The sequence below is a fragment of the Selenomonadales bacterium genome (assembly GCA_018335585.1).
GTDB lineage: Bacteria > Bacillota > UBA994 > UBA994 > UBA994 > UBA994.
The window spans coordinates 65,585-83,630 of the sequence record JAGXRZ010000046.1 but is presented as its reverse complement, the minus strand read 5'-3'; the positions used below and the strand labels follow the sequence as shown (position 1 = coordinate 83,630).

The 18,046-nt window shown below is 57.0% G+C and carries 13 protein-coding genes; 11 read left to right on the top strand and 2 right to left on the bottom strand.

What is annotated here, in order from left to right; genetic code table 11:
* Complete coding sequence (locus tag KGZ66_09180; protein ID MBS3985758.1) at positions 1-1,263, bottom strand: anion permease; 1,263 nt, start codon at positions 1,261-1,263, stop codon at positions 1-3.
* Between the two features lie 554 nt (positions 1,264-1,817).
* Here KGZ66_09180 and murA point away from each other — a divergent pair.
* From murA to KGZ66_09125, 11 genes are all read left to right on the top strand, one after another.
* The gene (gene murA / locus KGZ66_09175; GenBank protein MBS3985757.1) at positions 1,818-3,065 is read left to right on the top strand and encodes a UDP-N-acetylglucosamine 1-carboxyvinyltransferase; all 1,248 of its coding nucleotides are present in this window, start codon (positions 1,818-1,820) and stop codon (positions 3,063-3,065) included.
* Between the two features lie 40 nt (positions 3,066-3,105).
* Positions 3,106-4,917: a GGDEF domain-containing protein gene (locus tag KGZ66_09170; GenBank protein MBS3985756.1), complete on the top strand. Its 1,812-nt coding sequence runs from the start codon at positions 3,106-3,108 to the stop codon at positions 4,915-4,917.
* Between the two features lie 312 nt (positions 4,918-5,229).
* The gene (locus tag KGZ66_09165) at positions 5,230-6,492 is read left to right on the top strand and encodes a hypothetical protein (protein ID MBS3985755.1); all 1,263 of its coding nucleotides are present in this window, start codon (positions 5,230-5,232) and stop codon (positions 6,490-6,492) included.
* A gap of 48 nt (positions 6,493-6,540) precedes the next feature.
* Positions 6,541-7,359, top strand: a complete 819-nt coding sequence (gene panB / locus KGZ66_09160; GenBank protein MBS3985754.1) for a 3-methyl-2-oxobutanoate hydroxymethyltransferase — start codon at positions 6,541-6,543, stop codon at positions 7,357-7,359.
* A gap of 65 nt (positions 7,360-7,424) precedes the next feature.
* On the top strand, positions 7,425-8,693 hold the full coding sequence (locus tag KGZ66_09155; protein MBS3985753.1) for a hypothetical protein: 1,269 nt from the start codon (positions 7,425-7,427) through the stop codon (positions 8,691-8,693).
* A gap of 18 nt (positions 8,694-8,711) precedes the next feature.
* The gene (locus KGZ66_09150) at positions 8,712-9,605 is read left to right on the top strand and encodes a DUF4392 domain-containing protein (GenBank protein ID MBS3985752.1); all 894 of its coding nucleotides are present in this window, start codon (positions 8,712-8,714) and stop codon (positions 9,603-9,605) included.
* Positions 9,606-9,827: 222 nt separating this feature from the next.
* On the top strand, positions 9,828-10,997 hold the full coding sequence (locus KGZ66_09145) for an LL-diaminopimelate aminotransferase (GenBank protein ID MBS3985751.1): 1,170 nt from the start codon (positions 9,828-9,830) through the stop codon (positions 10,995-10,997).
* Positions 10,998-11,021: 24 nt separating this feature from the next.
* The gene (locus KGZ66_09140; protein ID MBS3985750.1) at positions 11,022-12,413 is read left to right on the top strand and encodes a TldD/PmbA family protein; all 1,392 of its coding nucleotides are present in this window, start codon (positions 11,022-11,024) and stop codon (positions 12,411-12,413) included.
* Entirely contained in the window at positions 12,414-13,760 is a 1,347-nt protein-coding gene (locus KGZ66_09135) for a TldD/PmbA family protein (GenBank protein ID MBS3985749.1), read from the top strand.
* An 8-nt stretch (positions 13,761-13,768) separates the two neighbouring features.
* Positions 13,769-15,037, top strand: a complete 1,269-nt coding sequence (locus KGZ66_09130) for a sensor histidine kinase (protein MBS3985748.1) — start codon at positions 13,769-13,771, stop codon at positions 15,035-15,037.
* Between the two features lie 10 nt (positions 15,038-15,047).
* Positions 15,048-15,902, top strand: coding sequence for a response regulator (locus KGZ66_09125; GenBank protein ID MBS3985747.1), 855 nt, complete (start codon positions 15,048-15,050; stop codon positions 15,900-15,902).
* 248 nt (positions 15,903-16,150) lie between these two features.
* On the opposite strand, the gene KGZ66_09120 is transcribed toward KGZ66_09125, so the two are convergent.
* Positions 16,151-17,638 (bottom strand): aminotransferase class I/II-fold pyridoxal phosphate-dependent enzyme, encoded by a 1,488-nt coding sequence (locus tag KGZ66_09120; GenBank protein MBS3985746.1) that lies wholly within the window; start codon positions 17,636-17,638, stop codon positions 16,151-16,153.
* Between the last annotated feature and the right edge of the window lie 408 nt (positions 17,639-18,046).

The following is an 18,046-nucleotide window of genomic DNA, read 5'->3' as shown; positions in this document are numbered from 1 at the left end:
CTACATCCAGACAAACCAAATAAACAGCGTGCCTAAGGTTACGGCGGCTACCGTGACGGGGAAGCCGATTCTAAAGAACTCAAAGAAAGATACTTTGTAGCCATGGCGCTTAAGCATGCCCACGGCCACGACGTTCGCCGACGCGCCAATGGGCGTAATATTGCCGCCAAGACTTGTGCTTAGCACGAGGGCAAACAGAAGTGGCAGGGGACTAACCCCCATGCGTTCGGCTAATAGACCGACAACCGGGAGCATGGCAATCGTGTAAGGGATGTTGTCGACAAAGGCGGAGACGGCCACCGAGACTAGCACAATCAGCACGAAGGCGGTAAGTACCGAGTGTCCGGCAAAAGCACTCATGTAGTCCGCAACGGTAGCCACGACGCCTGACACGCTAAGCCCACTTATCAGCACAAATAAGCCGGCGAGCAAAAAGAATGTCTGCCAGTCTAGTTTAGTCAGCTCCATGGCAAACAGCTCCCGGCGGGAGTTCCAGAGGAGGGCTACTACGCCAAATGAGGCCGTAATGAGGCCCGGTAGCGCATCCGGACGCTCGGGGATAAAGGATGATGCTGCGAGCGTAAGTACGAGCAAGACAATAAGTAGTGCCGGCGTCCAAGAAGTGACTTTAGGCGGCGTCTTCTTGCCGACTCTGCCCTCCGCACCGCGAAAGAACAAGAACATAATGGCGCCGGCCGCGATGGCTCCAAGCTGCACGGCGAAGAAAATGCCGGGCCTCCCTTGCATCCAGAAGAAGTCCGCAAAGGTCATGCGCGCGGCTGTCGCCAGCAACATACTAGGCGAGTCGCCAATCATGGTAGCTACGCCTTGCAGGTTTGAGGCGATAGCGACCGCTATGAGCACCGGTACGGGGGAGACCTTAACTCGCTTTGCCGTTTCAAAGGCCAGAGGAGCGGCAATAAAGACCGTGGCTACATTTTCGATAAAGGCGGAAAGAACGCCGGCAAAAGCCACGATGGCTAAGAGGGCAACTGCAGCACTCCCTGCTGCATTTACCATTTTTGCGGCTAGATAAGCCGGGGCTTGCGATAGGACGAATAACTCGGCAAGAATCATCGTGCCAAAGAAGATGCCGAGCACGTTCCAGTTAATGGCCTGCCAAGCGTCATGAGCAGTTATAACCCCGAGCGCGAGGAGCACTAGGCTACCGCCCCATACATAAAAGAGCGCCCGATCGCGGTTTAGAATAAACAAAAGAAATGTAACGGCAAAAACCAGAATAGCTACGAGTTGATCGCTCAAGCTAAAACACCTCCACACCGTTTAACCGCAGACAAAAACCTCTGCCCGCTAAGCGAACAGAGGTCTTGCTTCAAGGTAACCCTTGTGCGCAGCCGGTGCCAAGAATGGCACGTGATGACGACTGACGCAAGTAAGCTACTCCCCTCGTGGTCAGCTCCATAATAGCAGTGCCGGAGGCAATTAGCAAGGGGGAGTGCCCAGTGCCCAGTGCCTAGTGCTCAGTAGAGAGGGGTCGCAGTGCCACGACAGTGGCTTTCCGCTTTCCGCCTTCCGCTGTAAGCCGTATGCCGTATGCTGTACGCCGTAGACTTCAGCGTCCTCTACTGGGCGCTGAGCACTGGGCACTGGGCACTGAGCACCTCCCCTCTACTAGGAGCTAGGAGCCAGCAGCTAGGTGCCCCTACGGCTCACTGCTCAAAGCCGGCGGCTGGCGGCTGGCGCTTGGTGGCCCCTTCGTCCCACAAGCCACAAGCGACAACATGCGCCTCAATTCGGTTGACACCGAGTCACCACTCTAGGATAATAAAGGGCATAGAAGAGGACGAGGCGATTTGATGGCAAGTGCATTGGTAACAGGAAAAACACGTTTGCGCGGCGAAGTAAATGTGAATGGTTCCAAATATGTGGCCTTAGCGGCCATCCCGGCGGCCTTGTTGGCCGACGAACCGGTGACGATAGAGAATGTGCCCGACTTAAGCGACGTACGGGTCTACTGTGAGATTCTTTGCGGCTTAGGTGTGCGGGCTACTTTCGATAACGGCGTTGTGACGGTAGACCCGCGCGGCCTGTCGTACGGCGTGCCAAGGCCGGAACTGATGCGCAAACTGCGCGCTTCATACTATCTGCTTGGCGTCATGCTCGCGCGCTTTAACCGTGCCGAGGGGGCTTTGCCGGGTGGCGACGACATTGGGCCGCGCCCGATTGACCAGCACCTGAAAGGCTTTCGCGCGCTAGGTGCTGACGCACATATAGAGCACGGCGCAGTCAAGCTTTCCGCCCGCAAGCTTTCCGGCAACTCCGTGTACATGGACGTGGCCAGTGTGGGGGCTACTATAAACATTATGCTCGGCGCCGTGCTCACAGAAGGCCAGACGACAATCGTTAACGCCTACCAGGCGCCGTGGATTATCGACCTTTCCAATATGCTTAACGCCATGGGCGCGCGCGTCTTTGGCCCCGGCACGGAAACAATCCGCATCCAAGGGGTAAAGCGATTGCATGGGTGTCGTCACAGCATTATCCCAGACCAGAGCGAAGCAGCTACACTCATGATTGCCGCCGCCCTGACAGGCGGAGACGTCACTCTAAACAACGTTATCCCCATGCACCTTGATGCGGTTATTGCCAAGCTCAGGGAAACGGGTGCTGTTGTCGTGGCAGGAGAGGATGCTGTGCGCGTCATCGGTTCGCTTAGGCCTTCTGCTGTGAACGTAAAGACTCTGCCGTATCCTGGTTTTTTTACCGATTTTCAGGCTCCGATGAGCACTTTGCTAGCTGTTGCTGATGGGACAAGCATTGTTACCGAGACAATTTGGGACGAACGCTTTAAGCACCTAGAAGAACTCACTAAGATGGGCGCACGCGTGCGTATCGAAGGACGCAGCGCGATAATCGAAGGTGTGGAGTGCCTAACAAGCGCGGAGGTAAGAGGTAGTGACCTTAGAGCCAGCGCGTCGTTGGTGCTTGCGGGTATGGTGGCGGAGGGCGAGACATTAGTACATGGCATCGACCACATGGACCGCGGATACGAGAGACTAGACCTTAAGTTGGCTGAGCTTGGGGCACTGGTGAAGCGAGTATAGGCTCCATAGTAATATCCCAATAAATGGGGTGGTAGTGGTGGTGCAAAAGAGGCGTGAGGGGTTCTTTCGCCATGTTCCCCTAGGAGCCATAGCTATTCTTGCGGGGGCGTTGTTGGCCGTCTGGGTTATAGACGCGCCTTCGCTCGGCGTAGACACCGTGGTTGTCATCAGTACGCTAGTGGCTGCGGGGTACTACGGCCTTTCGGGAGCCGCGGTTGTGTTGGCCATGTACGCACTTCCGTCGGCAATTTTGCTTTGGCTAGCCAGAGCCTCGTATCCTGAGTGGGGCTTGCTTGCGGCTAAGCTCACCGCAACGGCAACCGGGGCTTACATAGTGCAGGCCTTAGCACTTACCATCTGGCGGCAGGTACGCACGGCCCACGGCAGGCAGCATATTTTGCGCCGCGAACTGAGGAGCCTACGTCGGGTGATGGAGTCGAGCGTCGGTATAGCCGCAGCCGTTGGTGCCGGTCATGAGGTGTTGGATTCTGCACTGCAACAGCTGATGAAGTTACCTTCTGCCGTGGGTGCGGCCTGGGTTATCGCCGGCGAGAAAGAGGAGCACTGTACCGTCGGCACTTGGCCGATGCAGCTTATGGGGCACTTGCGCGAAGTCGGCAAGACAACACAGGCGACTGCGTCTTACAGTGCGCCATATAACGTACTCACAGTCGGGTTTTCCGCGGATGAAGCAGGTAGCGGGGCCTTAGCAGTCGCTCTGCGCGGTCCTAGGCGTCGTTACCGTACGGCTTTGCGCACGCTTGAGTATGTTGCCAGAAGTGTAACTACGGCCTTAATCAAGAGCCGGGCGCTAGAAGTACAGCGCAAGCAGACGAGCTATCTTAAGCTGCTCAACGAGCTTGGGCGGCGCTTTGCCGCAAATCTGTCACTCGAAGATTTGTTTGACGCCATGTACGCAGAAACAAACCGTGTTATGGATGCAGGTGCATTTTTTGTGGCCCTGTACCATGAAGAGCGCCAAGAGGTTGAGATGCTCTATGCCTACGACGACGGGGAAAGACAGCCTCCGGTCACTTTCGCCATCAACCAAGGCCCAACATCGCGTGCCATTTTGAGTAAAGCCCCTGTTCTGTACAATCAAGACAGCCGCAACATACCCGGAGTGCAGATGTACGGCAACCCCGAGCGGGTTGTACAAAGCGTATTGGTAGTGCCCATCATGCTGCAGGAACAAGTGATTGGCGCGCTATCCGCGCAGAGTTACCAGACCGAAGCGTTTACAGACGAGCACGTGCAGCTCTTGTCCACTATCGCCAACCAAGCGGCCATCGCACTAGACAACGCCCAGCTCTATGAGCGCACGCTGAAGCTCGCTATGACCGACGGCATGACCGGTCTTGCCAATGCACGTTCCCTGCACGAGTCCATCACGCGACTAGTAGCACTAGCAGCAGAGCAGTCAGGCTCTGTGTCCCTAGCGATGATAGACTCCGATAGCCTAAAGCACATCAATGACCGCTTTGGGCATCTCGCGGGTGATGAGCATATCTGTCGCCTCGGCGAAGTTATCCGTGACAGCGTACGTGCTGGCGACATTGTGGCGCGTTACGGTGGAGACGAGTTCGCGGTGTTGCTGCCCAACACTCTGTCGGAAGAAGCCCGGACGATTGCAACGCGCATCCTGCAGGCCATACGAGAACTTGAGTATCGCGTGGGAGTAGCGACCGTTAGAGTTACCGCCAGCGCAGGGATTGCCTCATATCCGCAGGACGCTATTAACGCCGAAGGGCTGCTTCGCGCCGCGGATACCGCCATGTATGCCGCCAAACAGGCAGGTAAGGACAGGGTCTACTGCTACAGCGCCGACACCAGCCACGCGGTAGGAGCGTAGGCGGCTTTGAGCTGTGAGCTTTGAGCTGTGAGCCGTAGGGGCTGCCATCTGCTAGCTCCTGGTATAGGAAAGGTGCTCAGTGCTCAGTGCTCAGTGCCCAGTAGAGGACTCTGCACTCTACGGCGTACAGCATACGGCTTACGGCGTCCAGCCCCTAGCGGAAAGCGGAAAGCAGAAAGACACGGTCGTGTCATTGCGACCACCCTCTACTGAGCACTAGGCACTAGGCACTGGGCACTTCCCCACCAGGAGCCAGGAGCTAGGAGCCAACGACCCCTCACATTTTACTAGTCAACGTAAGGAGGTCCCCCATTGAAGAACGACATTTTTCGCATCGACCAACAAGCTTTTGCCGAGGTTTCCGAGTTTCTTGCCCAGCCTGACAACAGACTCATTAACGCCCTCACGCGGGTAGTGCATAAGTACGGCACGCCGCAGGAAATTAACGCCCGGGCCGAGCAGGCAAAGCTCCTGCCTAACCTGCTGCAGCGACTAGAGAACATGGGCTCCCCCTACCGCGACGACTTAGAGTGGCTGATGCGCGAGCGCGACAAAGGGGCGTTTGTGCCGCTCTCGGCTTACCGCCGCCAGGTCCTTGGCGAAAAAGCCGACCGTATGTACTTTGACGAAGGGCGCGCGGTTACGCTCGAGATTAGCGCGCTGCAGTACTTCCCGTGGCTGATTGCCGAGGCCAAGCAAGCTATCGCGCGGCAAGAGATTATGCCTGGACGCTACATACGCGTGCGCAAGATGAAGGAACAGGAAGCCGACCAAGGCGATACGTTAGCTATCGCCGCCGCCATGCAGATTGTCGGCGCAAGCTATGTGGAAACGCTCGACACCAAAGGCACAGACGGCTCAAACGTGCATTTAGGCGGCCCGAGCACTATTACCGGCTACTTTGGCGGCATCGGTCAGCCAAACGATTACGCCTTAAAGTGGGTCGACGAGTGCCTCTACTATTACACCAATTACGGCATCAGCCAGGTGCTCAATATTAACCCGGGCACCGTTTTTCTGGGCTACATGCTCTACAAGATGGGCATTAACATTACCTTTAAGATTTCTGTGTTTATGGGCAACGACAATCCTTACTCCGTCTTGTGGACGCTGCTTATGGCTCGCCTGATGGCGCGTGAGGACGGCACCACGCCGCTTGCCGGCTTTAATCTAGGCAACTCCGTCAATAACCACACGATTGAAGAGAGCTCCTATGTGCGTAAAGCTTTAGGGCTAGAGGGCAATGTGCGGCTTGAGCACCATATTACCGAGGCCTACAAGAGCATCGTGCGCCAGCCCTATAACCGGCGCGAGGAGCTGCTCGCGCTGGCTATGACCGTGCCGAATGTAGCCGCCAAGCACGAAGGCGGCGACCCTGAAGTCGAGCTTACCCGCGAGCACCCCTCAGATATCCTAGATTACTTCCGCAACAAGTCCGAGGTCGAGGCCTCAGGCGAAATGGCTAAACTCGAACAAAACTACCTCGACAAACACGCCGCCGTCAACGGCACTGCCCGTGCTCTAACCGAGAAAGGTCTGTCCTTTATCGCCGCGCGCAATCTGCACCGCTATTAGGAGGTGAGCTACGTGCCCAAGAAAAAAACCATTCTCGACTTGCACAAGATGAAGAAGAGCGGCGAACAAGCCGCCTGGGTCACGGCCTACGATTTTCCCACAGCGTCTTTTGCCGAGAAAGCAGGCATGGACATGATTCTAGTCGGCGATTCGCTAGGTATGGTGGTGCTCGGCTACCACGGCACCGTCCCGGTGACGATGGAAGACTGCATTCGCCATTGCCAGGCGGTGCGCCGCGGCGCGCCAAACACGTTTGTCATTGGCGACATGCCGTTTATGTCTTACCAAGTTTCGGACGAGGACGCAGTGCGCAACGCCGGACGCTTTTTGAAAGAGGCCGAGGTAGACTGCATTAAGCTCGAGGGCGGCGTGCGCGTCGCCAGCCGCATTAGGGCCATTAACGAGGCCGGTATAGTAGTAATGGGGCATATTGGGCTTACGCCGCAGAGCTCCGGGCAACTTGGCGGGCACAAGGCGCAAGGGCGCGACATTAAAGGCGCGCGCGCCGTGATTGAAGACGCGTTGGCCGTAGAAGCCGCGGGTGCGCTGTGCATCTTAGTTGAGGCGGTGCCCCCGGAAGTAACTGCGTTTTTGGCGCGCTTGCTTAGCATTCCTGTATATTCCATTGGGGCCGGCCGCTGCGACGGGCAGCTCCTGATTAGCGCCGATTTGCTAGGCAAATTCGAAGCCTTTACGCCTAAGTTCGTGAAAAAGTACGCCAATGTCGCCGAGGTCGAGACGAATGCTTTTAAGGCCTATATCGCCGATGTCAAGGCGGGGGCTTTCCCGGGAGAGGAACACGTGTACCGTGTGCTTGACCCTATCGAGGAATTTCAGGCGCTGTTTGCCGAGTATAGCTCTAAATAATATAAAACGCAGGAAGACCGCCTTGCCTTCGCGAAATAAAGCGTTGGAAGGCGGTGTTTCCGGTTGTGAAGATCGCAGTGATTGGCGGGGCTAGCGCGTTTACTCCCGGCATCATAGAAGGGTTGTTGGCGGAGGAGGCAGTCCTCGCCGGGGCCGAGATTTGCCTCATGGATATCGACAGCGAGAACCTAAGCATAATCGCCAAGCTATCGCGCCGCATGGTAGAGGCGCGGGGGGCACAGTACACCATAACCGACACTTTGCTGCTCGACGAGGCGCTGACGGGAGCTAACTACGTCTTGTCACAAGTGCGCATCGGGGGCCTCGCAGCCCGCGCGCTCGATGAACAGATACCGCGGCGACTCGGCTGTATCGGGCAAGAGACTACCGGCCCGGGCGGTTTCTCCTTTGCTTGGCGCTCTATTCCTTATATGCTGGAGCTGACGCGCCGTATGCAGAGCCTCTGTCCTGACGCAAGGCTTATCAATTACACCAATCCCACCGGGCAGGTAGCCCGTGCCGTGCTGGACAGCGGCTTTGACAAAATCACGGCGATCTGCGACGAGCCCTTCGGCATGCAGGTAGTGCTGGGGCAGTTGTTGCGCGTCAACCCGACACAGCTCGTCATAGATAACGTCGGCGTAAACCACTGCGGCGCGTTGACAGCCGCGCGTTACAAGGGGCGCGACGTCTTGCCTTGGTTACGGTCGCTTAGCGGCCCGCTAGCGCATGTCCCCGGTTTCGTGGGGAGAATGGCGCGCCTTTTGCGGCGCTTCGGGGTTCTACCTTCACCCTATCTCTTGTATTACTACTATACCCAGGAGATTTTCCGCGAGCAGCAGAGGCAAAAGCGGACGCGAGCGCAAGACCTGATGCTTAAACTCCCCGTTGTGTACAGTCACTACCGTGAGCAAGCGGAGCAACCCAAGCCGCGCCTGCGCTTGCGGCGTGGTGTCCCGGGGCACGGTGACTTAGCCGTGCAGGTAATCGCCAGCATGGAAGCTAGGCGCAACGACCGCCTTGTGGTAAACGGTCGCAATCAGGGAGTAATTGCGTGGCTGCCGACAGAGGCTATTGTCGAGGTGCCAAGTCACGTAAGTAGCGAGGGAGCGCGATTGTTGCCGGTACCGGGGGAGCTAGACGCGGGCCTAAAGGAGCTAATTGTACGCGTGGAGCGAGCCGAAGCCTTAAATGTTGCGGCGGCCTTAAAAGGCGACCGTCAACTCGCAGTTGAAGCCATGCGCATGCACCCGTTGGTGCCTAACCAACAGATAGCACAGTTACTGGTAGCCGACCTCTTAGAGGCACAGCGGCGTCTATTGCCGCAATTCTGATTGTCACAGGAGGCAACTATGGGGCACTTCGCAGCACTAGAATGGCACCTCCGGCAAGACCCCGGGCAGCGTGGGTTAGCGCAGGAACAGAGGCCGGGAACACTAGCCATTGCGGCCGAGCGACTAAGAAAAGCAGAAGCCGTCGCCATCGCCACAGGGTTCTACATCCCGTCCGCGCAAGCGGTCGAAAGTGACGGACCGCCCGGAGCAGCCTTTTTGGCGCGAGCTCTAGAACGCTTAGGCAAGGCTGTCTATATCCTCGGCGCTGTGAGCGCGCGCGAGGCCATAGCGGTATGCCGCGGCAACCTAGCCTTGCGCTCCCAGTTTGTCGCTTTGCAGCCCGGAAAGGTGCCCAGTGACCTCTGGCAGGACTATCCTTGCCAAGTGTTTGTGGCCTTAGAGTATCCAGGCCAAGGCAGTGACGGGAAGTGCCGCAATATGCGCGGGATAGACATTTCGCAGCATGTGCCGATGCTAGATGCAGCTCTGTCCGCCGCAGAGCGCGCAGGCATCTATACCATTGCCATCGGCGACGGCGGCAATGAACTTGGCTGCGGGAGCGCCGGACGCCGTATTGCCACGGCTGTCAATGGCACATCTATCGCGGCCGCTAGCGACGCGCAGTCTGTCGTCTGTGCGGGGGTGAGCAATTGGGGAGCCTACGCGCTGATTGCCGCGTTGTCAGTCTTGCAGAATGAGAATCTACTGCCTACTGCGGCGGAGGAGCAGGCTCTGCTAACGAGTCTTTGCGAGGCAGGTGTGGTTGACGGCTGCACGGCACGCCGCGAGCCGACCGTAGACGGACTTTCGGCCGACGTGTGCGCCGCCTTCCTGAACGAACTTCACGACCTTACCGCACAGTACCTAGCAACGCAAGCACATGTAGCTGTGGCAAGGGCCAGGCGAGGATGAAGGAAGCAAAAGGAAAGGGACGGAGCTTTTTGCTTCGCTCCTTGCTCCTAGTAGAGGGAGTGCCCAGTGCCCAGTGCCCAGTAGAGCCGTGTCGCAGTGGGACCCTTTCCCCTTTTACCTTGCACCTTTACCTCTGCTGAGCACTAGGCACTAGGCACTGAGCACTGAGCACTAGGCACTGAGCACTGAGCACTTCACCACGTTCACTAAAGGAGGAAACACATGCACATAGCAGAACGCATTCACAACATGCCTAAGTATCTGTTTGCCGAGATTGACCGCCTCAAGTGGGAGGCGCGCGCACGCGGCGTTGACCTAATTAACCTTGGCGTAGGCGACCCCGACGTGCCGACGCCTGACTTTATCGTAGAGGCCTTTGTCGATATCGTGCGCAATAGAACCGCTACGCACCAATACCCCGAATACGACGGGGACCCCGCCTTCCGCCGTAGCGCCGCCACTTGGCTACAGCAGCGGTTTGGCATAAGCGTGCATTCAGACCGCGAGCTAGTAGGGCTTATCGGTTCTAAGGAAGGCATCGCCCACTTTGCTTTGGCGGTAGCGAACCCGGGCGACGTCGTTTTGGTGCCAAACCCGGCTTATCCCGTGTATGAAATGGCGGCGATTTTGGCAAATGCCGAACCCTATCACATGCCGTTGCTGCCGGAGAACAACTTCTTGCCGGACTTTAGCGCCATCCCGCCAGATATCTTGCGGCGTGCGTCTCTCATGTACCTTAACTACCCCAATAATCCCACGGCTGCTACGGCAGAGTTATCTTTCTTTGCCAAGGCGGTAGAGTTCGCAAAACAGCACAATATCGTGATTTGCCACGACAACGCCTACTCGGAAATCACCTTCGACGGGTTTGTGGCCCCAAGCATCCTGGAGGTACCCGGCGCTATGGACTGCTGCATTGAACTAAACTCGCTTTCAAAACCCTTTAACATGACGGGCTGGCGGGTGGCCTTTGCCTACGGGAACGAGAAGCTTATTACCGCGTTACGCAAGGTCAAGACGGCTACCGATAGCGGTCAGTTCACCGCCATACAGTTTGCGGCCATGGAGGGGTTAGCGAACCCTACCGGCACTATCGCGCGCATGCGCAACATCTATGAGGCGCGGCGTGCCTTGGTCATAGACGCGCTCGGCAAGATGGGCCTGCCGTGCCCGGTGCCGCGTGCTTCGCTCTATGTCTGGCTGCCCATACCGGCCGGCTTTGCCTCGTCCCAGGAGTTTGCCATGCAGCTTTTGGCCGAGCAGGGCGTTATCGTTTCACCCGGCATCGGTTTTGGACGCTTTGGCGAGGGCTACTGGCGCATTTCCCTGACCACGCCGGACCCACGCCTCGCCGCCGGCTTAGAGCGTATCGCGGCGTTCCTTAGACGTTAAATTCAACGAAGGAGGATGGAGACTGTGCTTGCGAAAACCCTACTGGAAGATTGCATTACTGCGGCCCTCAGCACCGGGGGCGACTTCGCGGAAGTCTTTGTGGAAGACCGCTTCAGCAACACCTTATCGATGGTCGGAGGGAAAATCGACAGCAGCGTATCCGGTCGCGAATATGGGGTAGGCATCCGCATCTTTCAGGGCACCAACTGCGTCTACGCCTATACAAACGATTACAGCCGCGACAACCTAGTAAAAGTCGCCGTCGATGCGGCACAGGCGTTGCCGGGAGTAAGCGACACCTTGTGCATGAACCTGTTGAAGGGCAGTATCCCTTCGGTTAATCTAATCCGCACACTGCCAGATACTATTGACAAACAGCGCAAAGTAGCCTTGATGACGCGCGCCTATCAGATGGCTAAGGAGTACGACCCGGTTATTTCGCAGGTCTCCGTGCGCTACTTTGACGAAGACCAACATGTGCAAATCGCCAACTCCCGCGGCCTCTTGGTTGAGGATCGCCGCGTGCGCACGCGCACCGGCATTACCGCCATTGCCTCCAAGGGTGCGGAAAAGCAGTCCGGCACATACGCACCGGGAGCACATATGGGATTTGAGTTCTACGACAAGATTGACATCGATACATACGCGCGCGAGGCAGCCCGCATTGCCAGCACGATGATTCATGCCGATTACGCGCCGAGCGGCCGCATGCCGGTAATTATCGACAACGAGTTTGGCGGCGTAATCTTCCACGAGGCTTGCGGGCACAGTCTAGAGGCCACGTCGGTAGCCAAGAAGACCTCTGTGTTTGCCGACAAACTAGGCGAGAAAATTGCCTCAGACGTCGTCAGCGCGGTAGACGACGGCACTATTCCCAATGCCTGGGGCAGCCTTAACGTCGACGACGAGGGGCATCCCACACAGCGCAATCTCTTAATCGAAAACGGGATTCTTAAGGGTTATCTCATTGACATGCTAAACGGGCGCCGCATGCACGCTGCCGCCACCGGCAGTTCCCGCCGCCAGTCCTATAGATTCGCGCCCACTTCGCGTATGACCAATACCTTTATTTTGCCCGGGCCTTACAGCAAGGAAGAGATTATTGCCAACACGGAGTACGGCTTGTTTGCCCGCTATATGGGCGGCGGGTCGGTGAACCCGGCGACAGGCGAGTTTAACTTTGCTGTCAATGAAGCCTACATGGTGCGTAACGGCAAAATCATGGAGCCAGTGCGCGGAGCGAGCTTGATTGGCAAGGGGTCCGAGGTGTTAATGCGCGTTGACATGGTGGCCAATAACTTAGCGTGCGGACAAGGGATGTGCGGCTCGCTGAGTGGCAGTGTTCCTACCGATGTAGGGCAGCCCACCATTCGCGTGTCAGAGATTACCGTAGGCGGAAGAAAGGGGGACAAGTAAGTGGACGTACGCAGTTTCGCACGTGAGCTCTTCGCACAGGGCAGCGCTCTCGGTTTTGGCGATATGGAGGTATATGCGTCATCACGCAATCAGTTCCGCGTGGGCGTATTTAAGACTGAAATTGACAGCTACACGCTGGCAGAATCGCGCGGCCTGATGTTCCGCGGCCTCGTCAACGGCAAGATGGGCTACTCCTTTACCGAGAATTTCGCCGCCGAGGGGATAGAGGCGCTGCTTAAGGACGCTTTGGATAATGCAGACATCATGGACAGCGATGAGGGCGAAGAGATTTTCGCCGGGGCCGCCCCTGCGGAGTATGCGCTAGTTGATGCCTTCAGCGCGCAGTTGACTGAAGTCGTAGCCGGTGAAAAAATCGCTTGGGTTAAAGACGTCGAAAAACAGGCCTACGCGCTAGACAATCGGGTGTTTACCGCACAAGTCTCCGTAGGCGACACTGCCGGGGAAACGCTGATTATGAACTCCCGCGGCTTAGAACTGCGTCACCGCGACAACTTTGCCGCCGGGTACATCTCGGCCGTAGTCAAAGAGGGTCAGGACACCAAGCAATCTTATGCTTTTGTGGCGGCCCGCGATTTCTCGCGCTTTGATGCGGCCAAGGTGGCTAAGGAAGCCGTCGAAGAAGCGCTGTCACTGCTAGGCGCAGCGCCGGTAACCTCCGGCAGCTACCCTGTGGTGCTACGCAAAGACGTGGCGCAGGCCTTTTTGTCTACGTTCGCTTCGTCCTTCTCGGCGGATGCCGCGCAGAAGGGGATGTCTTTGCTCAAAGGCAAGGTAGGGCAGCGGATTATGAGCGATATTGTGACCATTGTGGATGACCCACACCTCGCGGAGCGCCCTAATGCAGCCCCCTTTGACGCCGAAGGCTTCCCGACGCGGAAGAAAGCAGTAGTAGAAGCAGGCATACTTAACACGCTGCTACACAACCAAAAAACAGCCAAGAAAGACGGCTCCGCCTCGACCGGCAACGCGCATAAGGCTGCCTACAACGCGCCTGTCGGCGTCGCGCCGAGCAACTTCTATATCGCACCGGGTCGGCACAGCTTCCAGGAGTTGCTTACACAGATGGGCGAAGGCTTAGTCATCACCAGCATCCAAGGCACCCATGCCGGAGCTAATCCTGTTTCGGGGGACTTCTCGCTTTCGGCCTATGGCTACTTAGTCAGCGGCGGGCAAATTGCGCGTCCCGTCAATCAGATTACAGTCGCGGGCAATTTCTTTGCCATGCTCTCTGACGTGAGAGCGGTTGCCGACGACCTCGACTTTGGCGTAGGGGCCATCGGCGCGCCGTCGCTCTACATAGGGTCATTAGCTGTGTCCGGAACCTAAAAGCACAGATGCGCGCGCCTCTGCTCTGGCTGAACACCAAGTCGCTGACGTATCTCGCACTTCTCACGGTCTTTGTGAGCAACTTCAGCTTCTTCCCGTTTGGCACCGGGTTTAGGTTTAGCCTAGCGGTGAGTGTGTTCTGCTTTTATTTACTTATGGAGGAGCGGCTTAGTCGTCCGGTCGCAGGCCTGACGACAGGCGTAGCCGTCACCGTCTTTCGCGCCGGAGCCGGCTTCTTGTTGGCAGATGTCCCGTTTCTGCACGGCCTAGACCAGCACTATCCGGCCGGAGTCTTCTATCTTCTGCTTGGAGTAGGGCTGGCGCTTTGGCGGCAGGGGCTAAACAGCGGAGGGCTGGATATTGTCTGGGCACTGGCCTTTTTGGATATGGGTGCAAACATCGGGGAGCTGTTGGTGAGAGGCGACTTCGCTAATCGCGACGTGTTACCGATGTTCTATCTCCTAGGCTTAGTGGCCTTGGTTAGGGGAGCCTTAACCGGCCTTGCTTTCACGGCGTGGCGACAGCGCGAGGTCATCATCGGGCAAGAGCAGAAAGAGCGCGAGTTTCGCCGCCTCCTGCTCTTGACCTCGGATGTAACCGGCGAGCTGCTCTATCTTGAAAACACACTAGCGCACGTGGAAACGGTCATGGTGCAAAGCCACCAGTTGTACAAAAAGCTAAGAGCCGCCGGCGTCGAAGACGCTGATGCTGCCTTGGCGGTGGCGCGAGAAATCCACGACGCCAAGAAAGACTTTGCGCGCCTCGCGGCGCGCCTCCGCCATGTCGTGGTTAGGGAAAGCCAAGGCGAGACACTGGCTCTCTCTACGCTCGCGGAAGTAGCGGTAAAAGCAAACCAAGCCCTAGCAGAGGAGCAGGGCAAGGAGGTTGCTGTCCACTATTCCATTGCCGGGCAAGCTGAAGTCGCGGAATACCATCGCATCCTAGCCGTTATCAACAACCTGATGGGCAACGCCATCGAAGCCATAGCCGAGGTAGGTTCGGTGTGGTTAGATGTGCGGGTGTCCGACGCGAGTCTATATATCGCCGTGCGCGACACCGGCAAAGGAATAAGCGCACCAGACCTAGGTGTAGTCTTTGAACCGGGCTACACGACGAAATTTAACCCCGTTACGGGGCAGGCTTCGACAGGCTTAGGTCTGGCCCAAGTCAAAGCGATAGTGGAAAGACAGGGCGGCGAGATTACCGCGCACAGCGAGCCCGGGAAGGGCAGCACGTTTACGGTGAAAATACCGCTGGCGAACTCATCCGAAGGATAGGGGGGGTAGCGTGCAATACCGATTCTTTGTAGTCGACGATGATTTTGCCGTCAGGCGTATGCTCCAGGAGATAATCCAAGACAGCGGGTTAGGCGTGGTAGCGGGCTCGGCTAGTTCCGGGCAAGAAGCACGTCTGGCACTGCTCTCTACCGCCGTAGATGTTGTCTTGGTCGATTTGCTGCTGCCCGATATGGACGGCATCGAGCTGGTGCGTCTCCTGTCCGGCGCCGTCAGCCCTTCCTTTGTGATGATCTCCCAGGTACAGGCTAAGGTAATGGTAGAGGCTGCTTACGAAGCCGGCATCGATTTCTTTATCCACAAACCAATAAATTCGCGCGAAGTGCGCGCCGTCCTGGCCAAAGTGTGCGAAACATTAGCCCTTAAGCGCACGGTAAGTAGTATTTACCGCTCGATGGCCGAGCTTGGGGTTTCGACTTCTCAGCCAAGCGCGGATGTTGCAGATAAGACAAGGCTAAAAATCAGGGCGCTGCTACACGACTTAGGCATTGGGGCAGAATCCGGCGCACGCGACCTAGAAGACGCGGCCCTGTTTATTGCGCGCGCCCGCACACGGGACACCCTTTCCATGAAAGACTTGCTTCTACATATCGCCGGCGATAGCCTCACCGCGCAAAAAGCGGCTGAACAGCGCATGCGGCGAGCCGTGCAGTCGGCTCTGCATCACCTCGCTGCGCTAGGGCTCGAGGATTACGCGCACCCTCGCTTTGAAAACTACGCTGCCACATTCTTTGATTTTGCCGAGGTACGGCGCGAAATGCGTCACGTGGAGCACAGCGCGCCATATGGCGGCAAGATTAGCCTGAAGCGCTTTTTAAATGCTTTGGCGCATGCCGCGGAGCGGTAGGAGCTGCCAGCCGCCAGCCGCCGGCCGCCAGGAGAGGGGAGCGCGTGCTCCGTGCTTCGTGCTTCGTGCTTCGTAGATTAGTGCTCAGTGCCCAATGCCCAGTGGGGCGATCTCGCGGTAGTGCCCGGTACCCCTTTAACCTTGCCACCTTCCAGCCTGCCCCTAAAGCCTAAAGCCTAATGCCTAGCGACTAAAAGCTGAGAGCCCCAGTAGTTCACGATTCACGATTGATGATTCATGATTCCCACTCACCTCACAATCTTTATATACTCCGCATTAGGGTCTTCGGTGCCGTATATTTGTGCGTCTGCCTCTTCGAGCATGCGCACGTAGTCGATAATCTCTTCGGTTAGGATTTCTCCCGGACAGATAAGCGGAATACCGGGAGGGTAAGCCATAAGCATCTCGGCCACGATTTTCCCCTTAGCCTGATCTAAAGGCACGCGCTTAGTCTCGGCATAGAAGGCTTCGCGCGGCAGATAGGCAAGTGCCGGGAGCGGCGGCAGCTCAATGGGCTGCTCGCGCACGTCTTGAACTTGGTATTTGCGCGCAATCTCGCTCAGGGCATGCACGAGGGTGCGCACGGCTTCTTTGCTATCCGCAATCGAGACTACGCATAGGACGTTGTACAGGTCGGAGAGGTCTACTTGAATGTGGAACCCTTGCCGCAGGATGCGCTCCATTTCAAAGCCGGAGATGCCTAAGGCTCTCACGTTTATGCACAGTTTAGTAGGGTCATATTCATAGCAGCCCGGCTGTCCGACCATATCGTTGCCGTACACATAGAGGCCGGGGATGTTATTGTTGATTTCGTAGCGCGCCCAGTTCGCGAGGTTAATGGCGTGTGTAAGCATTTCTTGCCCGCGGAAGAAGACCTGTTTGCGCGCCATATCTAGCGAGGCCAATAGCGGGTAGCTTGGGCTGGTAGTCTGCGTCAAATTCAGGGTCGTCTTCGCATACTGGGCGTCTATCAGGTCGCCCCGCGTGAGTAGCAGGGAGCTCTGGGTCATGGAGCCAAGGAGCTTATGCGTGCTTAGGGCAGCCATGTCCGCCTTAGCTTCCATCGCTGACAGTGGCAGACTGGGATGGAACTTAAGGTGGGCTCCGTGAGCCTCGTCAACTAGCACCGGTATCTCGTAGTCCTCCGCAATCTCCACAATGCGCTCTAGCTCCGGCGCCATGCCGTAGAAGGTCGTGTTAATAACAAATATGGCCTTGGCGTCGGGTTGTTGGCGCAGTGCTTGGCGTACTTCGTCGGCGGTAATGGCCATGGCTACGCCTAGGTAGTTGTCCACGTAGGGCTGGATGTATACAGGCTCAGCCCCGGTTAAAATCATCGCTGAAATCACGGATTTATGGGCATTGCGCGGTACGATAAACTTGTCGCCCGGGCGCAAGGTAGACATCAACATGCAGTGAATGCCTGCGGTCGTGCCGTTGCTGAGAAAATGGGCGTAGTCTGCACCGAAGGCCTCGGCGGCGAGGTCTTGTGCTGCTTTTATCGGCCCATGCGGCTTGTAGATGCTGTCGAGGTCAGGCATGATGGTGAGGTCAATGTTCATGACATTCTTGCCGACAAAGCGCGTAAACTCCGGTAGCCCCTTGCCGTGTTTGTGGCCGGGGACGTGGAAAGAGAGCGTGCCCTCGCGCACGTAGTTGCGCAGCGCGTCAAAGAGTGGTGTGCGGCTCTGTCGGCGCAGAAGTGCCATATGCGCGATGTCTTTTTTAGTGCTCAACCCGAGAGCCTCCTATCGTCCGTCCTAATGCTGCGCTAGGTCGCGTAAAGTGCCTTAAACTGCTTTCCCATGCTTTTGGTAGCGTTTTGCTCAGCTTTGCGCATGATTCTCCCGCTTTACGCATACAACGATATATTAAACCTAAGGAGGGGAATGTTCAAGTGTTGTGGGGATGCACTTTGCACTTGGCACTTAGCACTTCGTGGAGGACGAGGGGTTGATGGAGTGCCCAGTGCTCAGTGCCTAGTGCCCAGTAGGGCGGTGTCGCAGTGGCAAAAAGCTCACAGCTCACCGCTCAAAGCTTCTAACGCCTAACGCCTAAAGCCTAGAGCCTGATCCCGCCCCCTAGTTCATGATTCACGATTCCTGATTCATGATTGCCACGGCGCACCCTCACAGCTCACAGCT